24 protein-coding genes are annotated in these 25,862 nt (G+C 63.5%); 19 read left to right on the top strand and 5 right to left on the bottom strand.

What is annotated here, in order from left to right; translation table 11 throughout:
- The first annotated feature begins 38 nt into the window (after positions 1 to 38).
- The 13 genes from urtB to CW305_RS03480 all read left to right on the top strand — a co-directional run bounded on the left by urtB (position 39) and on the right by CW305_RS03480 (position 12,406).
- Positions 39 to 956 (top strand): urea ABC transporter permease subunit UrtB, encoded by a 918-nt coding sequence (gene urtB / locus CW305_RS03420; protein WP_041013524.1) that lies wholly within the window; start codon positions 39 to 41, stop codon positions 954 to 956.
- A gap of 46 nt (positions 957 to 1,002) precedes the next feature.
- Positions 1,003 to 2,199: an urea ABC transporter permease subunit UrtC gene (gene urtC / locus CW305_RS03425; RefSeq protein ID WP_104097104.1), complete on the top strand. Its 1,197-nt coding sequence runs from the start codon at positions 1,003 to 1,005 to the stop codon at positions 2,197 to 2,199.
- Entirely contained in the window at positions 2,196 to 2,948 is a 753-nt protein-coding gene (gene urtD / locus CW305_RS03430) for an urea ABC transporter ATP-binding protein UrtD (protein WP_102825234.1), read from the top strand. Before urtC ends, urtD begins: the two co-directional genes overlap by 4 nt.
- 143 nt (positions 2,949 to 3,091) lie before the next feature.
- Complete coding sequence (urtE, locus tag CW305_RS03435) at positions 3,092 to 3,781, top strand: urea ABC transporter ATP-binding subunit UrtE (protein WP_023443812.1); 690 nt, start codon at positions 3,092 to 3,094, stop codon at positions 3,779 to 3,781.
- A 283-nt stretch (positions 3,782 to 4,064) separates the two neighbouring features.
- Positions 4,065 to 5,294, top strand: a complete 1,230-nt coding sequence (gene fmdA, locus CW305_RS03440; protein ID WP_014819851.1) for a formamidase — start codon at positions 4,065 to 4,067, stop codon at positions 5,292 to 5,294.
- A gap of 78 nt (positions 5,295 to 5,372) precedes the next feature.
- Positions 5,373 to 5,720, top strand: a complete 348-nt coding sequence (locus CW305_RS03445) for an FmdB family zinc ribbon protein (RefSeq protein ID WP_014819852.1) — start codon at positions 5,373 to 5,375, stop codon at positions 5,718 to 5,720.
- A gap of 101 nt (positions 5,721 to 5,821) precedes the next feature.
- Positions 5,822 to 6,862 carry an aliphatic amidase gene (locus CW305_RS03450; RefSeq protein WP_041013527.1) on the top strand — a complete coding sequence of 347 codons (1,041 nt, stop codon included), beginning with the start codon at positions 5,822 to 5,824 and terminating at the stop codon, positions 6,860 to 6,862.
- A gap of 269 nt (positions 6,863 to 7,131) precedes the next feature.
- On the top strand, positions 7,132 to 8,169 hold the full coding sequence (locus tag CW305_RS03455) for an AAA family ATPase (RefSeq protein WP_104097105.1): 1,038 nt from the start codon (positions 7,132 to 7,134) through the stop codon (positions 8,167 to 8,169).
- Positions 8,170 to 8,239: 70 nt separating this feature from the next.
- A complete protein-coding gene (locus CW305_RS03460) occupies positions 8,240 to 9,115 on the top strand; it encodes a YihY/virulence factor BrkB family protein (protein ID WP_014819855.1) in 876 nt (291 codons plus the stop codon).
- Between the two features lie 154 nt (positions 9,116 to 9,269).
- Entirely contained in the window at positions 9,270 to 10,385 is a 1,116-nt protein-coding gene (gene gpgS, locus CW305_RS03465) for an N-acetylglucosaminyl phosphatidylglycerol synthase (protein WP_104097106.1), read from the top strand.
- Positions 10,378 to 11,139: an N-acetylglucosaminyl phosphatidylglycerol deacetylase gene (gpgD, locus tag CW305_RS03470; RefSeq protein WP_104097107.1), complete on the top strand. Its 762-nt coding sequence runs from the start codon at positions 10,378 to 10,380 to the stop codon at positions 11,137 to 11,139. The genes gpgS and gpgD overlap by 8 nt, the downstream gene beginning before the upstream one ends.
- Positions 11,136 to 12,128, top strand: coding sequence for a glucosaminyl phosphatidylglycerol flippase (gene gpgF, locus CW305_RS03475; protein WP_104097108.1), 993 nt, complete (start codon positions 11,136 to 11,138; stop codon positions 12,126 to 12,128). Before gpgD ends, gpgF begins: the two co-directional genes overlap by 4 nt.
- An 86-nt stretch (positions 12,129 to 12,214) precedes the next feature.
- On the top strand, positions 12,215 to 12,406 hold the full coding sequence (locus CW305_RS03480) for a CsbD family protein (RefSeq protein WP_014819859.1): 192 nt from the start codon (positions 12,215 to 12,217) through the stop codon (positions 12,404 to 12,406).
- Positions 12,407 to 12,484: 78 nt separating this feature from the next.
- On the opposite strand, the gene fdxA is transcribed toward CW305_RS03480, so the two are convergent.
- Entirely contained in the window at positions 12,485 to 12,808 is a 324-nt protein-coding gene (gene fdxA / locus CW305_RS03485) for a ferredoxin FdxA (RefSeq protein ID WP_037053831.1), read from the bottom strand.
- 121 nt (positions 12,809 to 12,929) lie between these two features.
- Positions 12,930 to 15,509 carry a DNA mismatch repair protein MutS gene (gene mutS / locus CW305_RS03490; RefSeq protein ID WP_104097109.1) on the bottom strand — a complete coding sequence of 860 codons (2,580 nt, stop codon included), beginning with the start codon at positions 15,507 to 15,509 and terminating at the stop codon, positions 12,930 to 12,932.
- A gap of 469 nt (positions 15,510 to 15,978) precedes the next feature.
- Between mutS and CW305_RS03495 the strand changes: the two genes are divergently transcribed.
- From CW305_RS03495 to recX, 4 genes are all read left to right on the top strand, one after another.
- A complete protein-coding gene (locus CW305_RS03495) occupies positions 15,979 to 17,091 on the top strand; it encodes an acyltransferase family protein (protein WP_014819875.1) in 1,113 nt (370 codons plus the stop codon).
- 97 nt (positions 17,092 to 17,188) lie between these two features.
- Positions 17,189 to 17,686, top strand: coding sequence for a CinA family protein (locus CW305_RS03500; protein WP_014819876.1), 498 nt, complete (start codon positions 17,189 to 17,191; stop codon positions 17,684 to 17,686).
- 83 nt (positions 17,687 to 17,769) lie between these two features.
- Complete coding sequence (recA, locus tag CW305_RS03505) at positions 17,770 to 18,813, top strand: recombinase RecA (protein WP_014819877.1); 1,044 nt, start codon at positions 17,770 to 17,772, stop codon at positions 18,811 to 18,813.
- A gap of 5 nt (positions 18,814 to 18,818) precedes the next feature.
- Positions 18,819 to 19,286, top strand: coding sequence for a recombination regulator RecX (gene recX, locus CW305_RS03510; protein WP_014819878.1), 468 nt, complete (start codon positions 18,819 to 18,821; stop codon positions 19,284 to 19,286).
- Between the two features lie 111 nt (positions 19,287 to 19,397).
- Here the strand turns inward: recX and CW305_RS03515 are convergent, their stop codons facing one another.
- Positions 19,398 to 20,489, bottom strand: coding sequence for an LOG family protein (locus CW305_RS03515; RefSeq protein WP_014819879.1), 1,092 nt, complete (start codon positions 20,487 to 20,489; stop codon positions 19,398 to 19,400).
- 115 nt (positions 20,490 to 20,604) lie between these two features.
- Positions 20,605 to 22,014, bottom strand: coding sequence for an MBL fold metallo-hydrolase RNA specificity domain-containing protein (locus CW305_RS03520; protein ID WP_014819880.1), 1,410 nt, complete (start codon positions 22,012 to 22,014; stop codon positions 20,605 to 20,607).
- Positions 22,015 to 22,146: 132 nt separating this feature from the next.
- Between CW305_RS03520 and CW305_RS03525 the strand changes: the two genes are divergently transcribed.
- The gene (locus tag CW305_RS03525) at positions 22,147 to 24,561 is read left to right on the top strand and encodes a phosphoketolase family protein (protein WP_014819881.1); all 2,415 of its coding nucleotides are present in this window, start codon (positions 22,147 to 22,149) and stop codon (positions 24,559 to 24,561) included.
- 55 nt (positions 24,562 to 24,616) lie between these two features.
- On the opposite strand, the gene CW305_RS03530 is transcribed toward CW305_RS03525, so the two are convergent.
- Positions 24,617 to 25,015, bottom strand: coding sequence for a PA3611 family quorum-sensing-regulated virulence factor (locus CW305_RS03530; protein ID WP_014819882.1), 399 nt, complete (start codon positions 25,013 to 25,015; stop codon positions 24,617 to 24,619).
- A gap of 127 nt (positions 25,016 to 25,142) precedes the next feature.
- On the opposite strand from CW305_RS03530, the gene CW305_RS03535 reads away from it, so the two are divergent.
- Positions 25,143 to 25,853, top strand: coding sequence for a tRNA-uridine aminocarboxypropyltransferase (locus tag CW305_RS03535; RefSeq protein WP_104097110.1), 711 nt, complete (start codon positions 25,143 to 25,145; stop codon positions 25,851 to 25,853).
- Positions 25,854 to 25,862: the final 9 nt, after the last annotated feature.

Genomic DNA, 25,862 nt, shown 5'->3' on the forward strand with positions numbered 1-25,862 from the left:
GCCCGCGGCGCTCTCTTTTGCCATCAGGAGACATCATCATGGAATGGCTATCGGAGTTTGGTGCCATCGCGGCCATGCAGGGTTTCAACGGCTTGTCGGTGTTCTGCGTGCTGCTGCTGATGGCTCTGGGTCTGGCGATCATCTTTGGTCAGATGGGCGTGATAAACATGGCCCATGGCGAGTTCCTCACCGTGGGTGCGTACACCACCTATCTGGTTTCGGTGCTGACGCTCAAGTACCTGCCTGAGCTGCAGCCCTACTACTTCTTCGTCGCCATCGTGCTGTCATTCGTGATTGCCGGTACGCTGGGCTGGCTCGCCGAATGGGCGTTGATCAGCAAGCTTTACCATCGCCCGCTGGACACGTTGCTGGCTACCTGGGGCCTGTCACTGGTGATGCAGCAGGCGTTCCGTTCGATCTTCGGTGCGCGCGAGGTCAGCGCCACGCTGCCGGACTGGCTGATGGGGTCCTGGATGCCCACCGACACCATCGACATCCCGCTCAACGGGCTGTTCGTGATGGCGCTGACACTGCTGCTCACCACGGCGATCTTCGTCCTCATGTACCGCTCGCGCTGGGGCCTGCAGGTGCGCGCCACGGTGCAGAACCGGGTGATGGCGCGTTCGGTGGGGATCAACACCAAGAAGGTCGACCGCATGACCTTCGCCCTGGGCTGCGGCGTGGCCGGGGTCGCCGGCGCGGCGTTCACCACCATCGGCTCGACCGGCCCGACCTCCGGTTCGCTGTACATCGTCGACACCTTTCTGGTGGTGGTCTTCGGCGGCGCGGCCAGTCTGTTCGGCACCATTGCCTCGGCGTTCTCCATCGCCCAGACGCAATCGATGGCCGAGTTCTTCATCAGCGGCTCGATGGCCAAGGTGCTGACCCTTTCGGCAGTGATCCTGATCCTCATGCTGCGTCCGCAGGGGCTGTTCACGGCCAAGGTGCGCAAATGATGAACAGTTTTTTGGTGGCGATGGCGAACGACGTGAGGGCCAAGGCATGAACTCGACACTCGATAAATTCTTCGGCGGAAAGCAGGGCGGGATCGGTCTGCTGATCCTCGCGGCGCTGCTCCTGCTGGTGTTTCCGCTGCTGCTCGACAGCTTCCGCCTGAACATGGTGGGTAAGTACCTGACCTACGCCTTCGTCGCCGTGGGACTGGTGCTCTGCTGGGGCTACGGCGGCATTCTCAGCCTGGGGCAGGGGATCTTCTTCGGCCTCGGCGGCTACTGCATGGCAATGTTCCTCAAGCTCGAGGCATCCGACCCGGAAAGCACCAGGATCCAGTCCACGCCCGGTATTCCGGACTTCATGGACTGGAACCAGATCACCGAGCTGCCGTTGTTCTGGCAGCCCTTCCAGAGCTTCGGCTTCACCCTGCTTGCCGTGGTCGCGGTACCGGCGATCCTCGCGCTGATCATCGGTGTGGCGATGTTCAAGCGCCGGGTGGGTGACGTGTACTTCTCGATCGTCACCCAGGCCATCGCGGCGATCCTGACCATCCTGATCATCGGCCAGCAGGGCCTGACCGGCGGGGTGAACGGCATCACCGACCTGAAGACGCTGCTCGGCTGGGACATTCGCACTGACGAGGCGAAGACCATCCTCTACTTCGTCAACGCGGCGCTGCTCATCGGCTGCATCCTGATCGGGCGCTTCATCCTCACCTCGAAGCTCGGGCGCCTGCTGATGGCCATGCGTGACAAGGAAGAGCGGGTGCGCTTCTCCGGTTACGACGTGGCCAGCTTCAAGATCTTCGTGTTCTGCGTGGCGGCGAGCTTTTCGGCCATCGGCGGGGCGATGTTCACCCTGCAGGTGGGCTTCATGTCGCCGAGCTTCGTCGGCATCGTGCCGTCGATCGAGATGGTCATCTTCGCCGCCGTGGGCGGGCGCATGTCGCTGCTCGGTGCGGTGTACGGCGCGCTGCTGGTCAACTACGGCAAGACGGTGTTCTCCGAGAGCTTCCCCGAGCTCTGGCTGTACTTCATGGGCGGCCTGTTCATCGCCGTGGTCATGTATTTCCCCAACGGTCTGGCAGGCCTCTGGCAGAGCCATGCCCGCCCCTGGCTGGCGCGTGTGCGGCTGCCGGATCGGCGCCAGCCATTGATGAAGCCCAAGCCGCCGGCAGAGCAGCCGGGGGCGGGCGGCGCGACGATCGATGCGGTTCCCGCCAAGCAACTGGAGAGCACGCCATGAGTGGATTTCAGATGCCCAAACCGGTGCTGGCCATCGAGGGCCTGACCGTATCCTTCGATGGTTTCAAGGCTGTCGATGACCTGAACCTCTATCTGGACCGCAACGAGGTACGTGTGGTGATCGGCCCCAACGGCGCCGGCAAGACCACGGTGCTTGACCTGATCTGCGGGAAGACCCGCGCCACCGGCGGCTCGATCCAGTTCGACGGGCGCGAGCTGACGAAGATGAAGGAGTTCGACATCGTTCGCGCCGGGGTAGGGCGCAAGTTCCAGAACCCGTCGATCTACGAAAACCTCAGCGTGTTCGAGAACCTGGAAATGTCCTATCCGGCCGGGCGCAAGGTGTTCGGCGCACTGTTCTTCAAGCGCAGTGCCGAGGTCGTCGCCCGGGTGGAGGAAATCGCGGCGGAAATCGGCCTGACCGGGCAGTTGTACAGCGAGGCAGGGCTGCTCTCCCACGGCCAGAAACAGTGGCTGGAGATCGGCATGCTGCTGATGCAGGACCCGGAGTTGCTGATGCTCGATGAGCCGGTGGCGGGCATGAGCGTCAGCGAGCGGGCACAGACCGCCGAGCTGCTCAAACGCATCAGCCAGGGTCGCTCGGTGCTGGTGATCGAGCACGACATGGAGTTCGTCAAGAGCATCGCCCACAAGGTCACCGTGCTGCACCAGGGCAAGGTGCTGGCCGAGGGCAGCATGGAGGCGGTGCAGAGCAATCCCAAGGTCATCGAGGTTTATCTGGGGCATTGAGGCGGTGCGGGCCCTGGCGCGTGTGGATAACGCTTTGCCGTTATCGACGCTACGCCGACGGCTGGCCCGCGCACCGTAGGGTGGACATCGCCGCAGGCATGTCCACGCGTGTCGCACCCGACAGGTACAAACAGGAGTTCAGCATGTTCCAGATCAGCAGCCTCGCTTCGGGCTACGGCCAGAGTCAGATCCTTCATGACCTCAATCTCAAGGTCGAAAAGCAGGAAATCGTCGCGGTCATGGGCCGCAACGGCATGGGTAAGACCACGCTGTTCAAGACGCTGATGGGCATCGTCCCGCAGACCGCAGGCAGCGTGCAGGTGGATGGGCAGGAAGTCGCCGGGCTGGAGACCCATCAGCGGGTTGCCAGCGGCGTGGCCTACGTGCCTCAGGGGCGGATGATCTTTCCCAGCATGACGGTGTTGGAGAACATCCAGACCGGCCTGCCGGCAGCCGCCGGCGGCAAGGTGCCGGATGATCTCTACGCGCTGTTCCCGGTGCTGCACGACATGCGCAAGCGCAAGGGCGGCAATCTGTCCGGCGGACAGCAACAGCAGCTGGCGATCGCCCGGGCACTGGCGACCAATCCCAAGGTGCTGCTGCTGGACGAGCCGACCGAGGGCATCCAGCCGTCGATCATCAAGGACATCGCGCGCACGCTGAAGGAGATCCGCTCGCTTCGCGATCTGACCATCGTGGTTTCCGAGCAGGTGCTGTCATTCACGATGGAAATCGCCGACCGCTTCCTGGTCATCGAGAAGGGCCGCTTCGTGCTGGAGGAAAGCGCAGCCAATGCCGACGAGGCGACCATCAGTCGTTACCTGTCGGTGTAGTGTGCTTATTTCGTGAGCGCGAACCGTGCAGGCTGGTTCGCGCGCCAAGGGCCTTTCGCGGAGCGATGGGGCGACGCAATTCTTCTCTTTTTCATGATCCTCAGGCCGGTGTGCGTTCTCTGCACGCCGGCCTTCGCCTGCCTGTCTGATAGACCTGAAGACCGCGTATTTGCTGGCTCCGCGCATACGTCATCCAACGTATTTCGGAAAAGCTGGCGACGGCAAAGACTAGCTCCGTGTTCAGCGCAACGCTGATGTCCTTCCAACGCAAAGGAGCTTCGTCATGACCGATACCCTGATCAAGGTCGACTTGAATCAGCCTGCCACCGAGAACGAGCAGATCCACAACCGCTGGCATCCGGACATTCCGATGGCCTGCTGGGTCAAGCCGGGTGACGACTTCATTCTCGAGACCTACGACTGGACCGCAGGCGCGATCAAGAACGACGACGATGCATCCGATGTGCGCGACGTCGACCTCACCACGGTGCACTACCTGTCCGGCCCGGTCGGGGTCGAGGGTGCCGAGCCGGGCGACCTGCTGGTGGTGGATCTGCTTGATATCGGCGCCAAGCAGGACTCGTTGTGGGGCTTCAACGGCTTCTTCTCGCAGCAGAACGGCGGCGGCTTCCTGACCGACCACTTCCCTCATGCGCAGAAGTCCATCTGGGATTTTCAGGGCCTGTTCACCAGCTCCAGGCACATCCCGGGCGTGCGTTTCGCCGGGCAGATCCATCCCGGCCTGATCGGCTGCCTGCCGGACCACAAGATGCTGGCGACCTGGAACGAGCGCGAGCAGGGCCTGATCGACACCAATCCCAACCGCGTCCCGCCGCTGGCCAATCCGACATTCGCCGCCACCGCGCACATGGGCAAGCTCACCGGCGAGGCGCGTGACAAGGCCGCGGCCCAGGGCGCGCGTACCGTGCCGCCCCGTGAGCATGGCGGCAACTGCGACATCAAGGACCTTTCGCGCGGCTCGAAGATCTTCTTCCCGGTCTATGTCGACGGCGCCGGGCTGTCGGTCGGCGACCTGCACTTCAGCCAGGGTGACGGCGAAATCACCTTCTGCGGCGCCATTGAGATGGCCGGCTGGGTGCACATGAAGGTCGAGCTGATCAAGGGTGGCATGGCCAAGTACGGCATCAAGAACCCGATCTTCAAGCCCAGCCCCATCGTCCCGACCTACAAGGATTACCTGATCTTCGAAGGCATCTCGGTCGACGAGAGCGGCAAGCAGCACTACCTGGACGTCAACATCGCCTACAAGCAGGCTTGTCTGAACGCCATCAACTACCTGACCAAATTCGGCTACTCGCCGGCACAGGGCTACTCGCTGCTCGGTTCGGCGCCGGTGCAGGGACATATCAGCGGTGTGGTGGACATCCCCAACGCCTGCGCCACGCTCTGGCTGCCGACCGAGATATTCGAGTTCGACATCCACCCGAACGCGTCCGGGCCGACCCGGTTCCTCGACGGCAGCATCGACCTGCCGATCGCCTACGACAAATGAGTTCGTTCATCCGGGCGGGGCAGGTGCTCTGGACGGCGGCCTGGCCCGCCCGGATGGAGGGACACGGAGGATGATGCGATGCCGATCTATGAATACGACTGCGACGCCTGCGGTGACTTCACTGCCCTGCGCCCGATGAGTGTGCGCAGCGAACCCTGTGATTGCCCGGCATGTGGCACGCCCAGCCCGCGAGTGATTCGCACCGCCCCTGGCCTGGCAACCATGGCCGGCAGCACCCGCGCGGCGCATGAGACCAATGAGCGCGCCAGCCACGCGCCGAAGACAGTCGCCGAGTATGCCGCCAACAAGCGCCACCCGGCCGGGTGCAGCTGCTGCGGCCCGAGCAAGCCGGTGGCGCCGACCAAGGCGAATCCCCATGCGCTCAAGACCAGCCCGTCGAACCGGCCGTGGATGATCAGCCACTAGCCTGCAGCCGCGGTCGCGCCAGCGCCAACCCGCTCATGGGGTGGGCAACGCTCTACTTTGCCACCGCTCACCACGACAGAACCTGAAAGAGGGAGAGACCCATGCGTCACGGTGATATTTCCAGCAGTCCCGATACCGTCGGCGTAGCCGTCGTCAACTACAAGATGCCGCGCCTGCATACCCGCGCTGAGGTGCTCGACAACGCGCGCAAGATCGCCGAGATGATCAAGGGCATGAAGCTCGGCCTGCCGGGCATGGACCTGGTGGTGTTCCCCGAGTACAGCACCATGGGGATCATGTATGACCCCGGCGAGATGATGGAAACCGCCACCACCATTCCCGGCGAGGAAACCGCGATCTTCTCGGCCGCCTGTCGCGAGGCACGGACCTGGGGCATCTTCTCGCTCACCGGCGAGCGCAACGAAGACCCGGGCAAGGCGCCTTACAACACGCTGGTGCTGATCGACGATCAGGGCGAGATCGTGCAGAAGTACCGCAAGTGCATTCCCTGGTGCCCGATCGAGGGCTGGTATCCGGGTGACCGCACCTACGTCAGCGACGGCCCCAAGGGCATGAAGATCAGCCTGATCATCTGCGACGACGGCAACTACCCGGAGATCTGGCGCGACTGCGCGATGAAGGGCGCCGAGCTGATCGTGCGCTGCCAGGGCTACATGTACCCGGCCAAGGAGCAGCAGGTGCTGATGTCCAAGACCATGGCCTGGGCCAACAACTGTTACGTGGCGGTGGCCAATGCCGCAGGCTTCGATGGCGTCTACAGCTACTTCGGCCACTCGGCGATCATCGGCTTCGACGGTCGCACCCTGGGCGAGTGCGGCGAGGAGGAAATGGGGATCCAGTACGCCCAGCTGTCCATCTCGCAGATCCGTGACGCCCGTGCCAACGACCAGTCGCAGAACCACCTGTTCAAGCTGCTGCACCGCGGCTACACCGGCGTCTACAACTCGGGTGACGGTGACAAGGGCGTGGCTGACTGTCCGTTCGAGTTTTATCGCACCTGGGTGCTGGATGCGCAGAAGGCGCAGGAAAATGTCGAGGCCATGACCCGCGCCACTGTCGGCGTGGCCGACTGCCCGGTGTACGAACTGCCGCACGCGGGGCGGGAGCGAACGCTGGGTTGAAGGGGGGACCGCGGCCTTGGGACATGTGTTCCAGCGGGGGGCTTGCCATCGTGGTCATGCGCCCTTCACCCCGGCCCTCTCCTTGGAGCGCGCGAGGGTTGCAGGCCAGTGTGTGCTTTGGGCTATTGCCCGCCTTCGCTGCGATCCAGGCTTTGCCGTTCGGAGAGCAGGTAGTGGCGGACGCGCAGCGTTAATCGCACCCATTCCCCGCGCCCCTTCGCTCCAATGGTTGATGGGCCGCACGTTCAATACTTCGCACCGGGGCGCTCATGCCATTCGTGAATGAACTGATCGAGCACAACCGTACCCAGCTCGCGCAAGCCAGCGACCGGGAGGACCACGCGCCGAAGCCGGCGTCGCGCTTCCTGTTCGACGTCGAGGCCGTCATGGCGCTGCTGCGCAGTCGTATCGTTGGTCAGGATGCGGTGCTGGGCGAAATCGAGGCGATGCTTCGCGTGGTCAAGGCCGGAATCGGCGATCCCGAACGTCCGCTGACGGTCAATCTCTTCCTCGGCCCGACCGGGGTTGGCAAGACCGAGATCGTCCGTCTGCTGGCCCAGGCCATTCATGGCAAGCCGGACGCCTTCTGCCGCATCGACATGAATACACTGGCGCAGGAGCATTATGCTGCCGCGCTCACCGGGGCTCCCCCCGGTTATGTAGGCAGCAAGGAAGGCACGACGTTGTTCAATGCCGAGGCCATCGCCGGTAGTTTCAGTCGGCCCGGCATCGTGCTGTTCGACGAACTGGAGAAGGCCAGCCGGGAAGTCGTACGCAGCCTGCTAAACGTGCTGGATAGTGGAAGACTGACGCTCGCCGCCGGCAACCGGACCCTGGATTTCCGCAACACGCTGGTGTTCATGACCAGCAATGTCGGCGCACGGCAGGCTGCGCGGTGGGAGCGCTGGCCGATCCCACGCATGGGCCGTGCCGCGTTGCGAAGCCGTAGCTTCGGGCAGGCGCTGCATCGGCATTTCGATCCGGAGTTTCTCAATCGCATCGACCGCACGCTGCAGTTCGAGAGCATCCAGGGCGATCGGCTGAAGGCAGTGCTCGATGTCGAACTGGGCAAGCTGGCACAGCGCCTGGCCCGACAGGGCGTACGGTTGCAGGTCGATGAGGCCGTCAAACACGCCATCTGCCGCGCGCACGACTCGCGCTTCGGTGCGCGCGACCTCAGCCGGCGGCTGCGCACGCGCCTGGAGCCAGCGTTGGCGGAAGCCCTGTTGCGCGATCCCGCCGAGCGGGTATGGCGAGCGGTGCTGCAAGACGATGCGATCCGTGTGGAGCCGCTCGCGAGCGACTAGCAGCGAACTCTCCAGCAGAGCGGTCGTCCCATTTTCTAGACCGCACATTTCACTGATTGGGGAAACATCGATGGCCATGCTGGACACCCGCGGTATCGGGGCCGTGACCTTGCTCAAGCGTACGTTCAAGGAATTCGGCAACGACGACATGTCGACCTATGCCTCGGCGCTGGCGTACCGCGGCCTGTTCTCGATGTTTCCGTTCCTGCTGTTTCTTATCGCCTTGCTCGGCTTTCTCGATCTGCAGAATTTCTTCGACTGGTTGCGCATGCAGGCCGAGCTGGCCTTGCCGCCGATGGCGATGGAGCAGATCAATCCGGTCATTGACCAGTTGCAGGAACAGAAGGCGGGGCTGCTGTCGTTCGGTATCGTCGTGGCGCTGTGGACGGCTTCGGTCGGTTTTCGCTCGCTGATGAATGCGATGAACCGCGCCTACGACGTGGAGGAGGGGCGACCGAGCTGGAAGCTGATCCTGCTTTCGCTGGCCTATACCGTGGGCATCGCCGTGCTGCTGCTGTTGTCGGCCGGGCTGATGATCGTCGGGCCGCAGGTGATGGAGTGGCTGGCTTCGCAGGTCGGCCTGAAGGACGTCGTCGTGCTGCTCTGGACCTGGCTGCGCTGGCCGGTGATTGTACTGATGCTGATGCTGGTGGTGGCGCTGCTGTACTACGTGGCGCCGGATGTGAAGCAGGAGTTTCGCTTCATCACGCCGGGCTCGGTGCTGGCCGTGCTGGTGTGGATTCTGGCCTCGATCGCGTTCGGCATCTATGTGCAGAACTTCGCCGACTACAACGCGACCTACGGCAGCATCGGCGCCATCATCGTCTTGCTGCTTTATCTGTACATCTCCTCGGCAGTGCTGCTGTTCGGTGCCGAACTCAATGCGGTGATCGAACACGCTTCGGTCGAAGGCAAGGACCCGGGCGAGAAGGTGCCGGACGCCTGAGGCGCCGTCTGGCGCCCCGCTGCGAACAACCCTTCTACGTAACGGTCATCTATTTCATTACAGAATTATTCCGCAGGGATTGCGGAGCATGCCTCTGACGCGCGACGTGCCCGGCGAGGCCGGAGTTCTGCTATGGGACCGACGGAGAAGTACCTTGCATATCGCGGATATGACCATGTTCTACGCGCCCGCCAGTGGTGGCGTGCGCACCTACCTCGAGGCGAAGCATCGCAGGCTGCAGCTTTACTCCGGCGTGCGGCACAGCATTCTGGTGCCGGGGGGCGACTACAGTCACAACGATGGCCTCTATGAGGTGCCGGCACCGATCCTGCCGTTCGGCAAAGGCTACCGCTTTCCGATCCGCCGCGCGCCCTGGCGCAATCTGCTGCGTTCGCTGCGTCCCGATCTGATCGAGGTCGGCGATCCCTACATGACCGCATGGGCGGCACTGGACGCCGGGCGCCGGCTGAATGTTCCGGTCATTGGTTTCTATCATTCCGACCTGCCGCTGCTGGTCAGCAACCGCATCGGCAGCTGGCTGGGCACCAACCTCAATGGCTACGTTTCAAAGCTGTACGGCAGCTTCGATCGGGTGTTGGCACCCAGCGAAGTGATGGCCGACAAGCTCTTGCACCTCGGCGTGAAGAACGTCTTCGTGCAGCCCCTGGGGGTTGATCTGGACACCTTCTGCCCCGAGCGCCGCGACCCCGATCTGCGCCGCGAGCTGGGCCTGGCCGACGACACCCGGCTGATGATCTTTGCCGGGCGCGGTTCGCGGGAGAAGAACCTGCACGTCCTGCTGGAAACCGCGCGCCAGCTCGGCAAGCCGTACCACCTGTTGCTGGTGGGTTCGAGCATGCCGCAGCGGGTGCCGGATAACGTCACGGTGATCGACCGCTTCTGTTGTGCCAGCGAAGTGGCGCGCTACATGGCCAGCAGCGATGTGCTGCTGCATGCCGGCAATCAGGAGACCTTCGGCCTGGTGGCGCTCGAAGCCATGGCCAGCGGTATTCCGGTGATCGCCGCGCGTGCCGGTGCGTTACCGGAGCTGGTGCCGTTCTACACCGGTCGCCTGTGTCGGCCGCTCGACCCGAGGGCCATGGCGCATACCGTGCGCGAGCTGTTCGAAGACGATCCGCGACTGCTCGGACAGCAGGCGCGCCAGCATGTCGAGGCGCACCATGCCTGGGACGCCGTGGTGGCGGGGCTGCTCGCCCACTACCATGCTGTGCTCGGCACGGCGGACCTGCCGGTAGCCGTACATGGCTGAGGCTGCTCTGACGCTGGTGCTGCACGACGTGGCCGCGGAAACCTGGCCGGACTACAGGCCCTTCGTCGAGGCGGTGGACGCCATCGGCGGCGTGCCGATCACCTGGCTGGTGGTCCCGGACTTTCATCAGCGCAATCCGCTGGAGCGACAGCCGGAGTTTTGCCGGCTGCTGGACCAGCGTGTGCAGCGCGGTGACGAACTGGTGCTGCACGGCTGCTACCACGCCGATCTCGAGCCCGCGCCGAAGACGCCGCGGGACTGGTTCATGCGCCGGGTGTACACCCATGAAGGCGAGTTCTATGGCCTTGACGAACGGGCTGCTGGTGAACGGCTGGCGCATGGCCTGGAGCTGTTCCGGCGCCAGCGATGGCCGCTGAATGGCTTCGTCGCACCCGCCTGGCTGATGAGCGAGGGCACGCGGCGTGTACTGGCCGACAGCGGGCTGACCTATACCAGTGATCCAGGCCATCTTTACCTGTTGCCGGATTTCACTCCAATCGTCGCTCCTGGCTTGGTCTGGAGCGCTCGCAGCGCCTGGCGCCGTGGTGTGTCCTGGCTGGTCAGCGAACGCCAGTTGCGTCAGAGCCGTCAGGCGCCATTGCTGCGATTGGGCCTGCATCCGGTGGATATGCGCCACGAGTTCTCCCGCCGCTACTGGCTCGATGTGCTCGAACGGATGCTGCGGGACGGCAGGACACCGCTGACCAAGATTGACTGGCTGCGCCAGTACCGCCAGACGAGCGCCGTGGCATGAACCGGCGCTGGTGGTTGCTGGGCGGTGCCTTGCTCGCGGCGGCCCTGGTGCCGCTTCTGCTTGGCGGTACCGGCCTGTTCGAACGTCTGCGCCACTTTCCGGGTAGCCTGTTGGCCACCATGCTCGGCATGGTGCTGGTCGGCTGGAATCTGAATGCGCTGCGCCTACGCTTGTTGCTCGGGCGTCGAAAGCTGGGCCAGCGCCGCGCATTCGGCATCGTCGTCGCCACCGAATTCGCTATCTGTGCGACGCCTGGAGGTGCCGGTGGGCCGCTGACCCTGATGGCGCTGCTCATGCGCCAGGGCGTGGCGCCGGCCAAGGGCACGGCGACCTATGCCGTGGAGCAGCTGAGCGATCTGCTGTTCTTCGCCTGCGCGCTGGTCGGCGTGCTGTTCTATGCACTGACCCACAAGTTAAACACGCATATTGCCAGTCTGCTGGGCTTCAGCGTCGCGCTATTGATCGGTGTGATGGTGCTGCTGGCGCTGCTCGGCCGTTTCCACCGGCAGGTATTTCTGCTCAATGGCTGGCTGGTTGGCCGGCTCGGCATGAAGCCGTCACGCAAGCGCCGTTGGGCACGTAAGGTGCTGGGCTTCCGTAATGCGCTGGTCGACTGTTTTCGCCTGCCGCGTCGTCTTCTGTTGGCGGTGTTCGGATTGACCACACTGCACTGGCTGCTGCGCTTCAGCGTGCTCTATCTGACGCTGCGTGGTCTGGGCAGCGAGTTGGCGTGGGCCTGGACCTTCCTCGTCCAGCTGCTGGCGCTGACTGCGGGGCAGCTGAGCCTGCTGCCTGGGGGGGCGGGTAGTGCCGAACTGGCGTCGGCCGCGCTGCTGACGCCGATGGTGGGCAAGTCGACGACGGCCGCGGCAATTCTGATCTGGCGCTTCGTGACCTATTACTTCTATCTCATCGTGGGCGCGCCGGTGTTCCTGCACCTAGCAGGGCGACCGTTGCTGCGCCGCCTGGTCCCTTCGCGCCATGCGTGAGCCGCTCTGTTCCGATGGCCGGGGGAAACTAACGTTTCGCACGGGCGGTCCACCCTATGTCACCAATGAGAAGCCAGGAGTTCGTCATGAGCAGTACTGAAGACAAGGTCAAGGGCAACACCAACGAAGCCGTCGGCAAGATCAAGCAAGGTGTGGGCGAGGCGACCGATAACGAGCGCATGAAGGGCGAAGGCCAGCGCCAGGAAGTCAAGGGCGAGGCCCAGCAGGTCAAGGGTGATGTGAAAGACACCCTGAAGAAAGGCATCGACAAGGCCTGATCTGCCGACGTTCTTGCGCAGTACAAATGAAAATGCCCGCATCGCTGCGGGCATTTTTTGTCTGGAATCGGCTGACGATCAGCGCTCCAGATGCTGCAGTTTGTCCTTCACGCCATCCCACTCTTCGGCATCGGCCAGGGCGTCTTTCTTCTCGGTGATGTTCGGCCAGACTTCCGCCAGATCTGCGTTGAGCTCGATGAACTCCTGCTGATCCTCCGGTACCTCGTCTTCAGAGAAGATCGCCTGGGCCGGGCACTCCGGCTCGCACAGTGCGCAGTCGATGCACTCGTCCGGGTGAATCACCAGAAAGTTCGGGCCTTCGTAGAAGCAGTCCACCGGGCAGACTTCCACGCAATCGGTGTATTTGCACTTGATGCAGTTGTCGGTGACGACGAAGGTCATGTCTAGCTATCTCCTCAGGCGTGTCAGGTAGGCGTTACGGTGACGCCCCTGCGAGTAGGCGGCACAGGCAAATGCCGCTTATCAAAAAAATGCGCGCGATTCTAGCAGCTTTCGCGGCGTATCAAATGCGAGTTTTCAAGCTGTATAGCAGGTCCAGCGCCTGGCGCGGCGTCACATCATCGGGATTGATCCGTGCCAATTCCTCGAGCACCGGATGCGGCAGGCTGGCGAACAGGTCGCTCTGCATCGGTGGTACCGGCTGGCCGGGCGCTATTCTCGGCGCTTCGTGGGGCAGGCTGGTGGTTTCCAGCCGCGACAGATGGTCGCGCGCACGCTGGATGACCTCGCCCGGCACGCCGGCCAGTTGCGCCACCGCCAGGCCGTAGCTCTGACTCGCCGGCCCAGGCAGCACATGGTGCAGGAAGACGATGCGCTCGTTGTGCTCGGTAGCGGAGAGGTGCACGTTGGCCACCACTGGCTCGCTTTCCGGCAGCACGGTCAGTTCGAAGTAGTGGGTGGCGAACAGGGTAAAGGCGCGCAGCTTGGCGAGGTGCTCGGCTGCCGCCCAGGCCAGCGAGAGGCCGTCGAAGGTGCTGGTGCCGCGACCGACTTCGTCCATCAGTACCAGACTGCGATCACTGGCGTTGTGCAGGATATTCGCGGTTTCGCTCATTTCCACCATGAAGGTGGAGCGCCCGCCGGCGAGATCGTCCGATGAGCCGATGCGGGTGAAGATGCGGTCCACCAGCGACAGCTCGCAAGCCGCGGCCGGGACGAAGCTGCCGATCTGTGCCAGCAGCACGATCAGCGCGGTCTGGCGCATGTAGGTCGATTTACCGCCCATGTTCGGCCCGGTGATGACCAGCATGCGGGTAGCGTCGTCGAGGCCCAGGTCGTTGGCGACGAAAGGCGTCTCCAATACCTGCTCGACCACCGGGTGGCGACCCTGCTCGATGCGCATGCACGGCTGCTCGACGAAGCGCGGGCGATTCAGATCGAGATTCAGCGCCCGCTCGGCGAGGTTGCTCAGCACGTCCAGTTCGGCCAGCGCGCCGGCGCTTTCCTGCAGCGGCGCCAGGTGGCCGATGAGCATTTCCAGCAGCTCGTCGTAGAGCAGCTTCTCGCGGGCGAGGGCGCGGCTCTTGGCCGACAGCGCCTTGTCCTCGAACTCCTTGAGCTCAGGGGTGATGAAGCGCTCGGCGCCCTTGAGCGTCTGCCGGCGGATGTAGTCGGCTGGCGCCGATTCGGCCTGTTTGCTCGGCAGTTCGATGAAGTAGCCATGCACACGGTTGTAGCCGACCTTGAGGTTGGCCAGTCCGGTACGGGCCTTCTCGCGGGTTTCCAGGTCCATCAGGAACTGTCCGGCGTTCTCGGAAAGCGACTGCAGCTCATCCAGCTCGGCGTCGTAGCCGGTCTTCAGTACGCCGCCGTCGCGGATCACCGCCGGCGGGTTGTCGATGATGGCGCGGGCCAGCAGTTCGGCCAGCTCCGGGTAGGTGCTGATGCTTTTCGCCAGTTCCAGCAGATGCGGTGCCACCAGGTCCTGCATGCCGGCCTGCAGCTGCGGCAGTGCGGCCAAGGCATCGCGCAGGCGCGCCAGGTCGCGCGGGCGGGCGTTGCGCAGGCCGATCCGGGCGAGGATGCGTTCCAGGTCGCCGATGTCCTTGAGCTGCGGCTGCAGCTGCTCGAAGCGGTAATGCTCGAGCAGGCAGGTGATCGAGTCCTGGCGCGCTTCGAGAGTCTCGCGGTTGCGCAGCGGGCGGTTCAGCCAGCGGGTCAGCAGGCGCGAGCCCATGGCGGTCTGGCAGCGGTCCATGACCGATTGCAGCGTGTTCTCGCGGCCGCCGGCCAGATTGACGTCCAGCTCGAGGTTGCGCCGGCTGGCGCCGTCGAGGATCACCGTGTCGTCGAGGCGCTCGTGACGCAGGCTGCGCAGGTGGGGCAGGGCGGTGCGCTGGGTTTCCTTGGCGTAGGCGAGCAGGCAGCCGGCGGCGCCGATGGCCAGCGTCAGGTTCTCGCAGCCGAAGCCCTTGAGGTCCTGGGTGGAGAACTGCTGGCAGAGGCTCTTGAATGCCGAATCGCGATCGAAATCCCAGGGCGCGCGACGGCGCACACCGCGGCGTTTCTCCAGCGGCAAGCCCTGCGCCCAGTCGTCCGGGATCAACAGTTCCGCCGGGCTCAGGCGCTCCAGTTCCGCGAGCAGGGTTTCCCAGCCCTTGAGTTCCTGCACGCTGAAGCGGCCGCTGGCGATGTCCAGCACCGACAGGCCGAACAGGCGCTCATCACCGACCACCGCAGCCAGCAGGTTGTCGCGACGCTCGTCGAGTAATGCCTCGTCGCTCACCGTGCCAGGGGTGATGATGCGCACCACCTGGCGTTCCACCGGCCCTTTGCTGGTCGCCGGATCGCCGATCTGCTCGCAGATCACCACCGACTCGCCAAGCTTCACCAGCCGCGCCAGATAACCCTCGGCGGAATGGAACGGAATGCCTGCCATCGGGATCGCCGTGCCCGCCGACTGCCCGCGTGCGGTCAGGGTGATGTCGAGCAGCGCGGCGGCTTTCTTGGCATCGTCGTAGAACAGCTCATAGAAGTCGCCCATGCGGTAGAACATCAGCTGGTCTGGATGCTCGCGCTTGAGTCTCCAATATTGCTGCATCATCGGCGTATGGGCGGAAAGGTCAGCGTTGGGCTTGGTCATCGGCTTGCGTGCGGTTCGTTGAGTGGCGGGGAAGGCTATCGGATGACGGTGCGGTCGGACCGTCCGCAGCCAGGTTCCCGCGGGAAAGCCGGCAAGGTTAACACGGGCTGAGCGGCTCGACAGGTGACGACATGGGACAGTTTGAGCGGCGTTCAGGTGTCATTTGTCGGGCCGGGCACAGAAGGCGTTGACAAGCGAACCGGAGCTGTTGGTAACTCTGGTCTGTCGACAGGTTGCCGGTGCGCTTCGGGCCTCGTGTACGCCGGGCCTGCGACTCCCTCGATCACGCAGTCGTGCAGGCCCCTCGGTGCCTGTCGCGGTAGCTTGCCTGATTATCGCTCGTGCTTCGCCGCCCTGTGGATTGCAGCCCCGGCCATCCCGCCTCGGCGAATGCCTGTTCTACCCCTCGCGTCAGTTCTTCCTGCAGTAATGCTGGCGACCTCCCTTTCTGGTCAAGTGAGCAGCAGATATGTCTCGACTACTCGGACTCGACGCCCTGCGCGGCGTTGCGGCGTTGTGCGTTGCCTATTCCCATCTGATCGCAAAAATGAAGCGTGACGGCCATTTCGATGGGCTGACCAGCGATCTGTTTCTTGTCAGCAAAACGGTACTGGATGTCGGCAAGACCAGCGTGCTGGTGCTGTTCGCCCTGAGCGGCTATTTCGTCGTTGCGGCGCTGTACAAGAGCCGCCATCGATACGAACGGCCGATCGCGGCGTTCGTCTATCAGCGCTTCTTCAGGCTGTTTCCCCTGTACTGGCTATCGCTGCTTCTCGGCGTGATGTTTCCCTGGGACGATCCGGCTCGGGTGTTCAGTCCGGCTGTCATCGCGATCAATGCGACGATGCTGCAAGGCTTCGTGTTTGTCGAAAACGTGATCGGTTTGTACTGGACGCTGCAAATAGAGCTGACCTTCTACGTGCTGTGCATTGTCATCTTCGCGCTGCGTCTGGGCGGCTCGGCCAGGCGCGATCTGCTGTTTCTGCTGGCCCAGTACGTCTTCACCCTGCTGCTCGCGTTCCTGCGCTACAAGCTGGAAATGAAGCTGCCGGTGGCTCTGCCGCTGATGCTGAGTGTGTGTTTTCTCGGCGCATTGTGGAAGGCCACGGATAACGGTCGCGCACCCGATACCGGGCATTACGCGCGCATCGCAGTGGGCCTGTTCTACCTGTTTCTGTTGCCGATCTGCGTGCTGGCCTACTCGCGCGATACCGGTATCGGGGAAACCTGGTATCGCTACTTCGTCAGCTATGCGGTGGGTGTTGCCCTCTTCATTGGCGCGACACGCATCAGTGGTAAGGGGCTGCGCTGGATCGCGCCGCTAGGCGGGATCGGCTATATCGTCTTCCTGTCTCATCCATCGGTATTCGCAATCGCCGAGCGGCTGGGCTTCGGCGCTGGAGCGCTGGCCATTCCCGGCCCGCTCTACATCGCGGTGATGCTGTTACTGGTGACGCTGTTCGGCTTCTTCGTCAAGCGAACCCTGGCAGATCCCATCCAGCGCTATGGTGATGCAGTGGTAAGCCGTCGCGGACGGAGCATCGGCGAGCGTGTCGTGCTGCCGGTTCGCCAGGATGCCTGATGGGCGACGCGTAACTCGACCATTGGCCATCCGGATGGCTGAACTCGGGAGCCCGCTGGTGTAGGGTATCGGCCACTTTCCTTTGGCCGGAGCCCTGATGAATCTCACCGAACTGGCGGCACAGCTGGGTGATGCGCTGCAACGACTGGGTGCGCAGGTCAGCACCGCGGAATCCTGCACCGGTGGTGGCATTGCCGAGGCCATCACCCGTATCGCCGGCAGCTCGGCCTGGTTCGAGGCCGGCTACATCACCTATTCCAATGCCCAGAAGACGCGCCAGCTCGGCGTACCGGCGGAGCTATTCGAGCAGGTCGGCGCGGTCAGTGCCGAAGTGGTGCAGGCCATGGCGCGGGGCGCGCAGCGCAACAGTGGTGCGCGCTTTGCGGTGGCTGTCAGCGGCATTGCCGGACCCGGCGGCGGCACGGCAGAAAAACCGGTTGGTACGGTCTGGATTGCCTGGGCCGATGACTCGCATGTGCAGGCCCAGCGCTATCTATTTACCGGTGACCGCGAGGCCGTACGTGAGCAGACGGTCGCGGCGGCTTTGCAAGGTTTGCTTGCGCTGGCGGTCGGAGAAAAACAGTTTCGGGGCTAGGCGAGTAAATTTGCCTATGTTCTAATACTGGCTACTTATACAGTTGTTGTGGCCTCCGGCCCTCTTGATCAAGTGAGGATTTGATGGACGAGAACAAGAAGCGCGCCTTGGCTGCAGCCCTGGGCCAGATCGAAAAGCAGTTCGGCAAGGGCGCAGTGATGCGCATGGGCGATCATGATCGTCAGGCCATTCCGGCCATCTCTACCGGCTCGCTGGGCCTGGACATCGCGCTTGGCATCGGCGGCCTGCCCAAGGGCCGTATCGTCGAAATCTACGGTCCGGAATCCTCCGGTAAGACCACCCTGACCCTGTCGGTGATCGCCGAAGCGCAGAAGATGGGCGCCACCTGTGCCTTCGTCGACGCCGAACACGCGCTGGACCCGGACTATGCCGGCAAGTTGGGCGTGAATGTCGACGACCTGCTGGTTTCGCAGCCGGACACCGGCGAGCAGGCGCTGGAAATCACCGACATGCTGGTGCGCTCCAACGCGGTTGACGTGATCATCGTCGACTCCGTGGCGGCACTGGTACCCAAGGCCGAGATCGAAGGCGAGATGGGCGACACGCACGTCGGCCTGCAGGCACGTCTGATGTCCCAGGCGCTGCGCAAGATCACCGGCAACATTAAGAACGCCAATTGCCTGGTCATCTTCATCAACCAGATCCGCATGAAGATCGGCGTGATGTTCGGCAGCCCGGAAACCACCACCGGTGGTAACGCGCTGAAGTTCTACGCCTCGGTTCGTCTGGACATTCGCCGTACCGGCGCGGTCAAGGAAGGCGACGAAGTGGTCGGCAGCGAAACCCGCGTCAAGGTAGTGAAGAACAAGGTGGCGCCGCCCTTCCGTCAGGCTGAGTTCCAGATCCTCTATGGCAAGGGCATCTACCGCAATGGCGAGGTCATTGATCTCGGCGTGCAGCAGGGCCTGGTGGAGAAGTCCGGCGCCTGGTATGCCTACAAGGGCAACAAGATCGGCCAGGGCAAGGCCAACGCCGCCAAGTATCTGGAAGACAATCCGGAGATCGGTCAGGAGATCGAGCAACAGATCCGCGACAAGTTGCTGGTAGTTGCGCCAAACACCAAGGCCAACCCGGTTACCGAAGATCTGGCTGACGCCGATCTCTGATCCCCATGGCTGCCGTGCTCGATAACCCCGTCGCGGTACGGCGGACGGCCATGGATCTGCTGGCTCGACGCGAACATGGTCGCGTCGAGCTGGCTCGCAAGCTGCGCCAGCGTGGCGCCCCGCCTGAGTTGATCGAGCAGGCCCTGGATCGTCTATCCGAGCAGGGGCTGCTTTCCGAATCCCGATATCTCGAAAGCTTTGTCAGAAGCCGGACCAATGCCGGCTATGGGCCGTTGCGTATCCGCGAGGAATTGGCCCAGCGCGGGCTGGCCAGAGCGGATATCGAGCAGGCATTGCGTGACAGTGGTTTTGACTGGGGTGAGCAGCTGCGCGAACTCTGGCAGCGCAAGTTCGCTGGACGGTTGCCTGCCGATGCCAAAGAGCGGGCGAAGCAGGGGCGCTTTCTCAGCTATCGCGGTTATCCGCTGGAGTTGATCAGTCGAGTGTTGCGCGGCGACAGCTCGGCGGATTGATGCGGTAACGGGGCTCTATGCCAGGTTGTGCGCGCCGGAGACCAGTCGGTGCTGAAGCCGACCAGCCTTACGAGCGCTCGCAATATCCAGAGTCCAGGCCATCAAAGGCCATCAGTCCTCGCTCGCCAGCGGCCGCGCCCAGTTGGCCGGTTCGTTGACGTAGTCCGTCAGCTCCCTCAGGCGACCGTGGTTGCGGCCGTTGAAGACGAAGCTCAAGCGCGGCAGGCGCTGTAGTTCGGGCTCGTCCAGTTCCGATTCACAGCAGTTCTGCTGTTCGAATACGCCTTTCAGACACAGATCGGTGAACTCCGCGTTCAGGTATTCCATCGCCTGGTCGTTCAGTGCGTGGTTCAGGCGCAGAACGAAACGATCCTTCAGCCAGCGGCTCGAGTGGAAGTTGCGATAGAAGTTGGCGATTTCCCTGGCTGCTTCCTCGGCATCGTCCACCAGGCGCATCAATCGCATGTCGCTGGGCAGGATGTAGCGATTCTCCTCCAGCTGTCCGCGCATGAACTGCAGTGCATCCTTCCAGTAGGTGCCGCCGGGTTCGTCGAGCAGCACGATCGGCACCAGCGGACTCTTGCCAGTCTGGATCAGCGTCAGCACTTCCAGTGCTTCGTCCAGCGTGCCGAACCCACCGGGGCAGAGCACCAGCGCATCGGCTTCCTTGATGAAGAACAGTTTGCGCACGAAGAAGAAATGGAACGACAACAGGTTCTCGGTGCCACCCACCGTCGGGTTGGGGTGTTGCTCGAAAGGCAGCGTGATGTTCAGCCCGAGGCTGCTGTCGCGCCCCGCGCCCTCGTGAGCGGCGGCCATGATGCCGCCACCGGCGCCGGTGATGACCATGAAGTTGTAATGCGCAAGGATGGAGCCCAACTGACGGGCCAGCGCATACAGGGGATGTTCGACCGGCGTACGGGCTGAGCCGAATACCGTGACCTTGCGGCGCCGCTTGAACTGGTCGAGTCGGCTGAATGCGTGCTCCATTTCGCGCATCGTCTGCAGCAGGATCTTGGCATCCCAGCGGCTGCGGTCGGCCTGAGCCATGCGCATGACGGTCACCAGCATCTCCCGGTATAGGGACAGGTTCGCACTGTTCTCCGGAACGACCAAGGCGGCCAGCTCATCGATCTTGCTTTCCAGCTCGGCGCCGCTGGTCTTGAAATGCCGCGACAGATAGTCATCCGAATCAAAGGACATACAACATCTCCATGTATGAGCGTCGCGTTCAGGCTATAGGGTGCGATCAGCCGGCTCAAGCCGGTTGCGTGGCGCGCAGTCGGCCGAAGCCGCAAGCGGCTTCGGCGGGCTGCGTTCAGATGGCGATTCGGTCGCCAGGTTCAGGAATGCGTGCTTCCCAGTCGAGACGTTCACGGATGGTCTGCTGCAGCGCCTGCATCTTCTCCAGCTCGCCGTGCACCAGGTAGAGCTCCGGACGGTTTTCGAAGTTGCTGACCCAGTCGATGAGCTGAGACTGGCCGGCGTGGGCGGAGAACCCTCCGAGGGTATGCACCTTGGCATTCACGGCGATGCGCTGGTGCAGCAACTTGACGCTTTTCGCTCCGTCGACGATGGCACGGCCGAGGGTGCCGCGTGCCTGGAAACCAGGGATCACCAGATGGCACTCCTCGCGCCAGAGGTTGTGCTTGAAGTGGTGCAGGATGCGCCCGCCGGTGCACATGCCGCTGCCAGCGATAATGATCACGCCGCTCTTGAAGCGGTTGATCGCCATCGATTCTTCCGGTGTCGGCGTGGATCGGAGGATCGGCAACCAGCGCTCGGCGTAAAGCTTGCCGCTGGCTCCGCTCAGGGCATTGTCGACGCCGTCGAGATCCAGTTGATCCTTGTAGTGCGAGTAGATGGCGTTGGCGCCGATGGCCATCGGGCTGTCCAGGAATACCGCTTGCTGCGGCAGGCGGCCTTCCCGGTAGAAGCGCCCGAGGTAGTAGATCAGGTCCTGCGTACGTCCGACGGCGAAGGAGGGCATCAGCACGTTGCCGCCATCGCGATGGGCCTGTTGCAGGATGCCGGCCAGCTCCTCGATCGTGTCTTCGTGGCTGCGGTGGTCGCGGTCGCCATAGGTGGACTCCATGAGCACCACGTCAGCTTCCTTGAGCACGGTCGGCGCATGCATCAGCGGCGAGCAGTCGTTGCCCAGGTCGCCCGAGAAGACCACGCGCCGTGTTCTGCCATGGTCGTGCACATCCAGTTGCACGATCGAGGAGCCGAGGATGTGACCGGCATCGTGGAAGGTCACCGCGACACCTGGCGCGACATCGAACGTCTCGCCATAGGCGTGGGGAGTGCGCTGGCTCAACATGCGCTCCGCGTCGACGCGGGTGTAGAGCGGCTGGATCATCGGTTTGCCGATCCGTGCGCGCCACTTGTTTTCCCACTCGGCATCCTTTTCCTGAATCTGCGCCGAATCCAGCAGCATCAGTTCGAGCAGCTCCGCGGTGGCATCGGTGCAGTGCACCTCGCCGCGGTAGCCGAGGGCGACCAGGCGCGGGAGCAGGCCGCTGTGGTCGATATGCGCGTGGGACAGCACCACCGCATCGATCGTCTTGGGGTCGAAGGCGAAGGTGCTGCGGTCGCCGCCGGCTTCTTCCCGACGGCCCTGATGCATGCCGCATTCGAGCAGAACCCTTGCACCGTCATGGGTCTCAATGAGATAGCAGGAGCCGGTGACCTGCTGAATGGCGCCTAGAAAACTGAGCAAAGCCATGTTGCCTTCCTGTCTGTACGATGATGTCCACATTGCCCGCTCGGTTGCCATGACCACTTGATACATATCAGAGATAACGAATCGAGCGCTGCCTAGACTACAGCATAACCCGCTTACCAACGGAGTGAACCCATGAGTCAGCTACTGCCCAGCCTTGTCGAGCTGGATCAACACGCGCAAGCCGAACCGGAGTTCGCCACCTGGCGTGTAGGTTTCGGGCCGTTCGAGCACGCGCTGGAGACCCAGGCGGCGGTGTTCCGGTTGGCACATCAGCTGGTACAGGCAGGTCATCAGCCAGATCTGGCCAGTGTTTACCGGCTGCTGCAGGCGGTCGACCGGGTCGCCAGCGCCGGACTCTGGCTGGTGGTGCACATGACCTACGCGCGCCAGGTGCATCTGGACGGTTCGCCGTTGGCTGCCGAGGATTTCAAGCAGAACCCCGAGGGGCATACCGGCGGCGCGCTGAACATGGTGCCGGCCTATGCCGGTTACCTCGCCCTGAATGCACTGACTGGCCGCACCCGCGCCTGGCTGATGGGGCAGGGCCACTGTGTGGCGGCCGTCGATGCGCTCAATCTGCTGACGGGCAACCTGCATCCGGAACAGGCGCAAGCCTATGCGGGCGGCGAGGCGGGCATGAATCGCCTGCTGCAGGATTTCTACGGTTACGGCCAGGCCGCCGACGGCAGTCCGCTCGCGCCCCTGGGCAGCCATGTCAATCCGCACACCGCAGGCGGCATTGCCGAGGGCGGTTATCTCGGTTTCGCCGAGTTGCAATACGCACACATGCCGCTGCCGGGCGAGACGCTGGTGGCCTTCCTCTCCGATGGCGCGGCGGAAGAGCAGCGCGGCAGTGACTGGATTCCCCGCTGGTGGCGTGCCGAAGATTGCGGCGTCGCGCTGCCGGTGATGATTGCCAACGGGCGGCGAATCGAGCAGCGTACCGCGCTTGGCACCGAGCAGGGGCTCGAGGATTTCCGTCAGCACTTGAGCCAGTGCGGCTTCGACCCGATGCCGTTCGATGGGCGTGACCCTGCTGCTTTCGTCACCACCCTGTGGGAGATGGAGCTGCGCCTGGAGCGACGCGTGGAAGAGAAGGCGCGCGGCATTCTCAACTATCCGCTGCCGATGCCCTACGGCATCGCCGAGACGGTGAAAGGCTTCGGCTTCTATGGTGCCGGCAGCAACGCAGCGCACAACCTGCCATTGCCGGGTAATCCGAGCCGCGATGAGCATTCGCGCGACCTGTTCAACGAGCACGCGGCGCGTCTGTTCGTATCGCAACAGGAGTTGGCTGCTTCACTGGAGCTGTTCACGCGCAGCCGCCAGGGTCGAACGCTGGAGCGCGACAACCCGCTCGCCTCGCGACGCCCGCCTGCGCCGACCATGCCGAAGTTGAACTACCGCGACGACGCCTGTTCACCCATGGCAGCGGTCGATCGTTTTTTCGTCGAGTTGACGGCCGCCAACCCCGCGTTGCGGCCGCGGGTGGGGAATCCGGACGAGCTGGCCAGCAACCGTTTGGGCGGCGTGCTAAAGGCGCTCAAGCATCGCGTCATCGAGCCGGAAAGCGAGCTGGAGGCCGTGGACGGCGCCATCATCACCGCTCTCAACGAGGAGGCGGTGGTATCCGCCTGCCTTGCCAACCAGGGCGGCTTGAATCTGGTGGCGAGCTACGAAGCCTTCTGCGTGAAGATGCTGGGCGTGGTGCGGCAGAGCATTATTTTTTCCCGGCAGCAAAAGGAGATTGGCAGGCCTGCAGGCTGGCTCGGCTGGCCCTTGATCGCGACGTCGCACACCTGGGAAAACGGCAAGAACCAGCAGTCCCACCAAGACACGACCTTCTGCGAAGCGCTGCTCGGAGAGATGAACGACATGGTCCGGGTGCTGTTTCCGGCCGATCACAACAGCGCCCTGGCGCTACTGCCATCGATCTACCAGGCGCGGGGCGAGCTTGCCTGTGTGGTCATGCCCAAGCGCGACCGGCCGTGCTACTTCGATCAGGCCCAGGCCGAGCAGTTGGCGCGCGACGGCGCCATCGTGGTCGAGGAGCAGCCGGGCAACGAGGCATTGCTGCTGATTGCCAACGGCAGCTATCAGCTGGGCGAGATGCTCCGTGCGGCCAAGCGGCTGAAGGAGGCCGACTGCGCTTATCGCCTTGTCTATCTGCAGGAGCCGGGCCGCTTCCGCGGGCCGCGCGATCATTGGGAAGTCGGGGCGCGCGCCAGCGAAGGCGTGGCGGAGCGGTTGTTCCCGGATGCGATGGAAATGCGCGTGCTGTTGACGCACATGCGGCCAGAAGTGGCGCGCGGTCACCTGTGGCCGATTCTGCCGGACGCGCGCAAGAGTTCGGCGCTCGGCTATCGCAACCGCGGAGGTACGCTGGATGAGTTCGGTATGCAGTTCGCCAATCGCGCCAGCTGGGCCAATGTGCTCGCGGCCTGTGCGCGCCTGCGCAATGTGCCGCGCACGGCACTGCTCACCAGGGAAGAGGCTGCCGCTGTAGCTGGCAAAGGTGATCCGCAGATACTGCGGGGCGACGCTTGATAAATAAACCTGGCAGGACGGCGGGCCGTGGCCTGCGCCTGCCAGCGTTCACCTGTTAGCGGTCGCAGTCCGAGGCCTTGTAGCGCTCGCTGGCGATGGGCTTGTTGCTCTGGTACTCGCTGAAGTCATAGCGCAGGACTGCGCCCTGGCTCATCAGCTTGCGTAGTCCTTCATTGCCACAGACGCTAACAGCGAGCTGGCTGCGCACATCGGCCGGGTTATCGCGCATCTGCGCCGCATGCCGCGGCTGTACGCTGAGATGGTTTACCAGCATGTTGTTTTCTACGGTGTAGCCCTGATCAAGAATGTCTTCGTTGATCGCGCGAGGCGTTCCGACACTGCTTTCGCGGGCGACCTGCTCGAGCAGCTGATTCAGCTGTTGCTCCTGCAGCGAGGCGGCGTGGGCAACGGGGAGGGCGAGGCTCAGAGCGAGCAGGGTGGTCAGACGATACATGGCGGTCTCCTTTTGACTGCGCTATTTCGACCGGCTGCCTGGGGTGCGGTTCATTTAACGGTGCAGGGCAGAAGTCTCCCTGGCGCTGGTAGACTGCCGCGCTTCATCGTCACCCTCGAGTCGATTCATGCCCCATGCCGTAGCCCGTCTGCGCAGCGAGCGCCTGGCCAAGAGCCTCAAACCCTTCGTTGCCCGCGGCTCCCGGGCGTCGCGCTGCGAGCGCTGCCGGGTACCATTCAGCCATTGCCTTTGCCCTTGGCTTCCGACGATCGAAAGCGATTGTGGTGTCTGCCTGCTGATGCACGATATCGAGCCGCTCAAGCCTAGCAATACGGGCTGGCTGATTGCCGATGTGGTGCGCGATACCTTCGCCTTCACCTGGCAGCGCACGGACGTGGACCCGCGATTGCTGGCGCTGCTGGCCGATCCGCAATGGCAGCCACTGGTGATCTTTCCGGGTGAATACGCCGAGTCGAGGCGGGTGGTCGAGCAAGTCGAGCGGGAGAACGCTAAGCGCCCGCTGTTCATACTGCTCGATGCCACCTGGACCGAGGCGCGCAAGATGTTTCGCAAGAGCCCCTACTTGGATGGCCTGCCGGTGCTGAGCCTGCGACCGGAGGCGCTGTCGCGCTACCGGCTGCGCCGGTCGACTCGCAGTGACCATCTGTGCACCGCCGAGGTCGCAGCGCTCTGTCTGGATCTGGCTGGAGATTCGGCCGCGGCGAACACGCTCGATGCCTTGCTCGACGTGTTCACCGAGCACTATCTGGGTGCCAAGTATCATCGCCAGCCGGACCTGCAGAACGCCGCGCATCTGGCATTGAAGCCTGCGCGCTGAACTCGATTG

The sequence above is a fragment of the Stutzerimonas kunmingensis genome, from assembly GCF_002929225.1.
GTDB lineage: Bacteria > Pseudomonadota > Gammaproteobacteria > Pseudomonadales > Pseudomonadaceae > Stutzerimonas.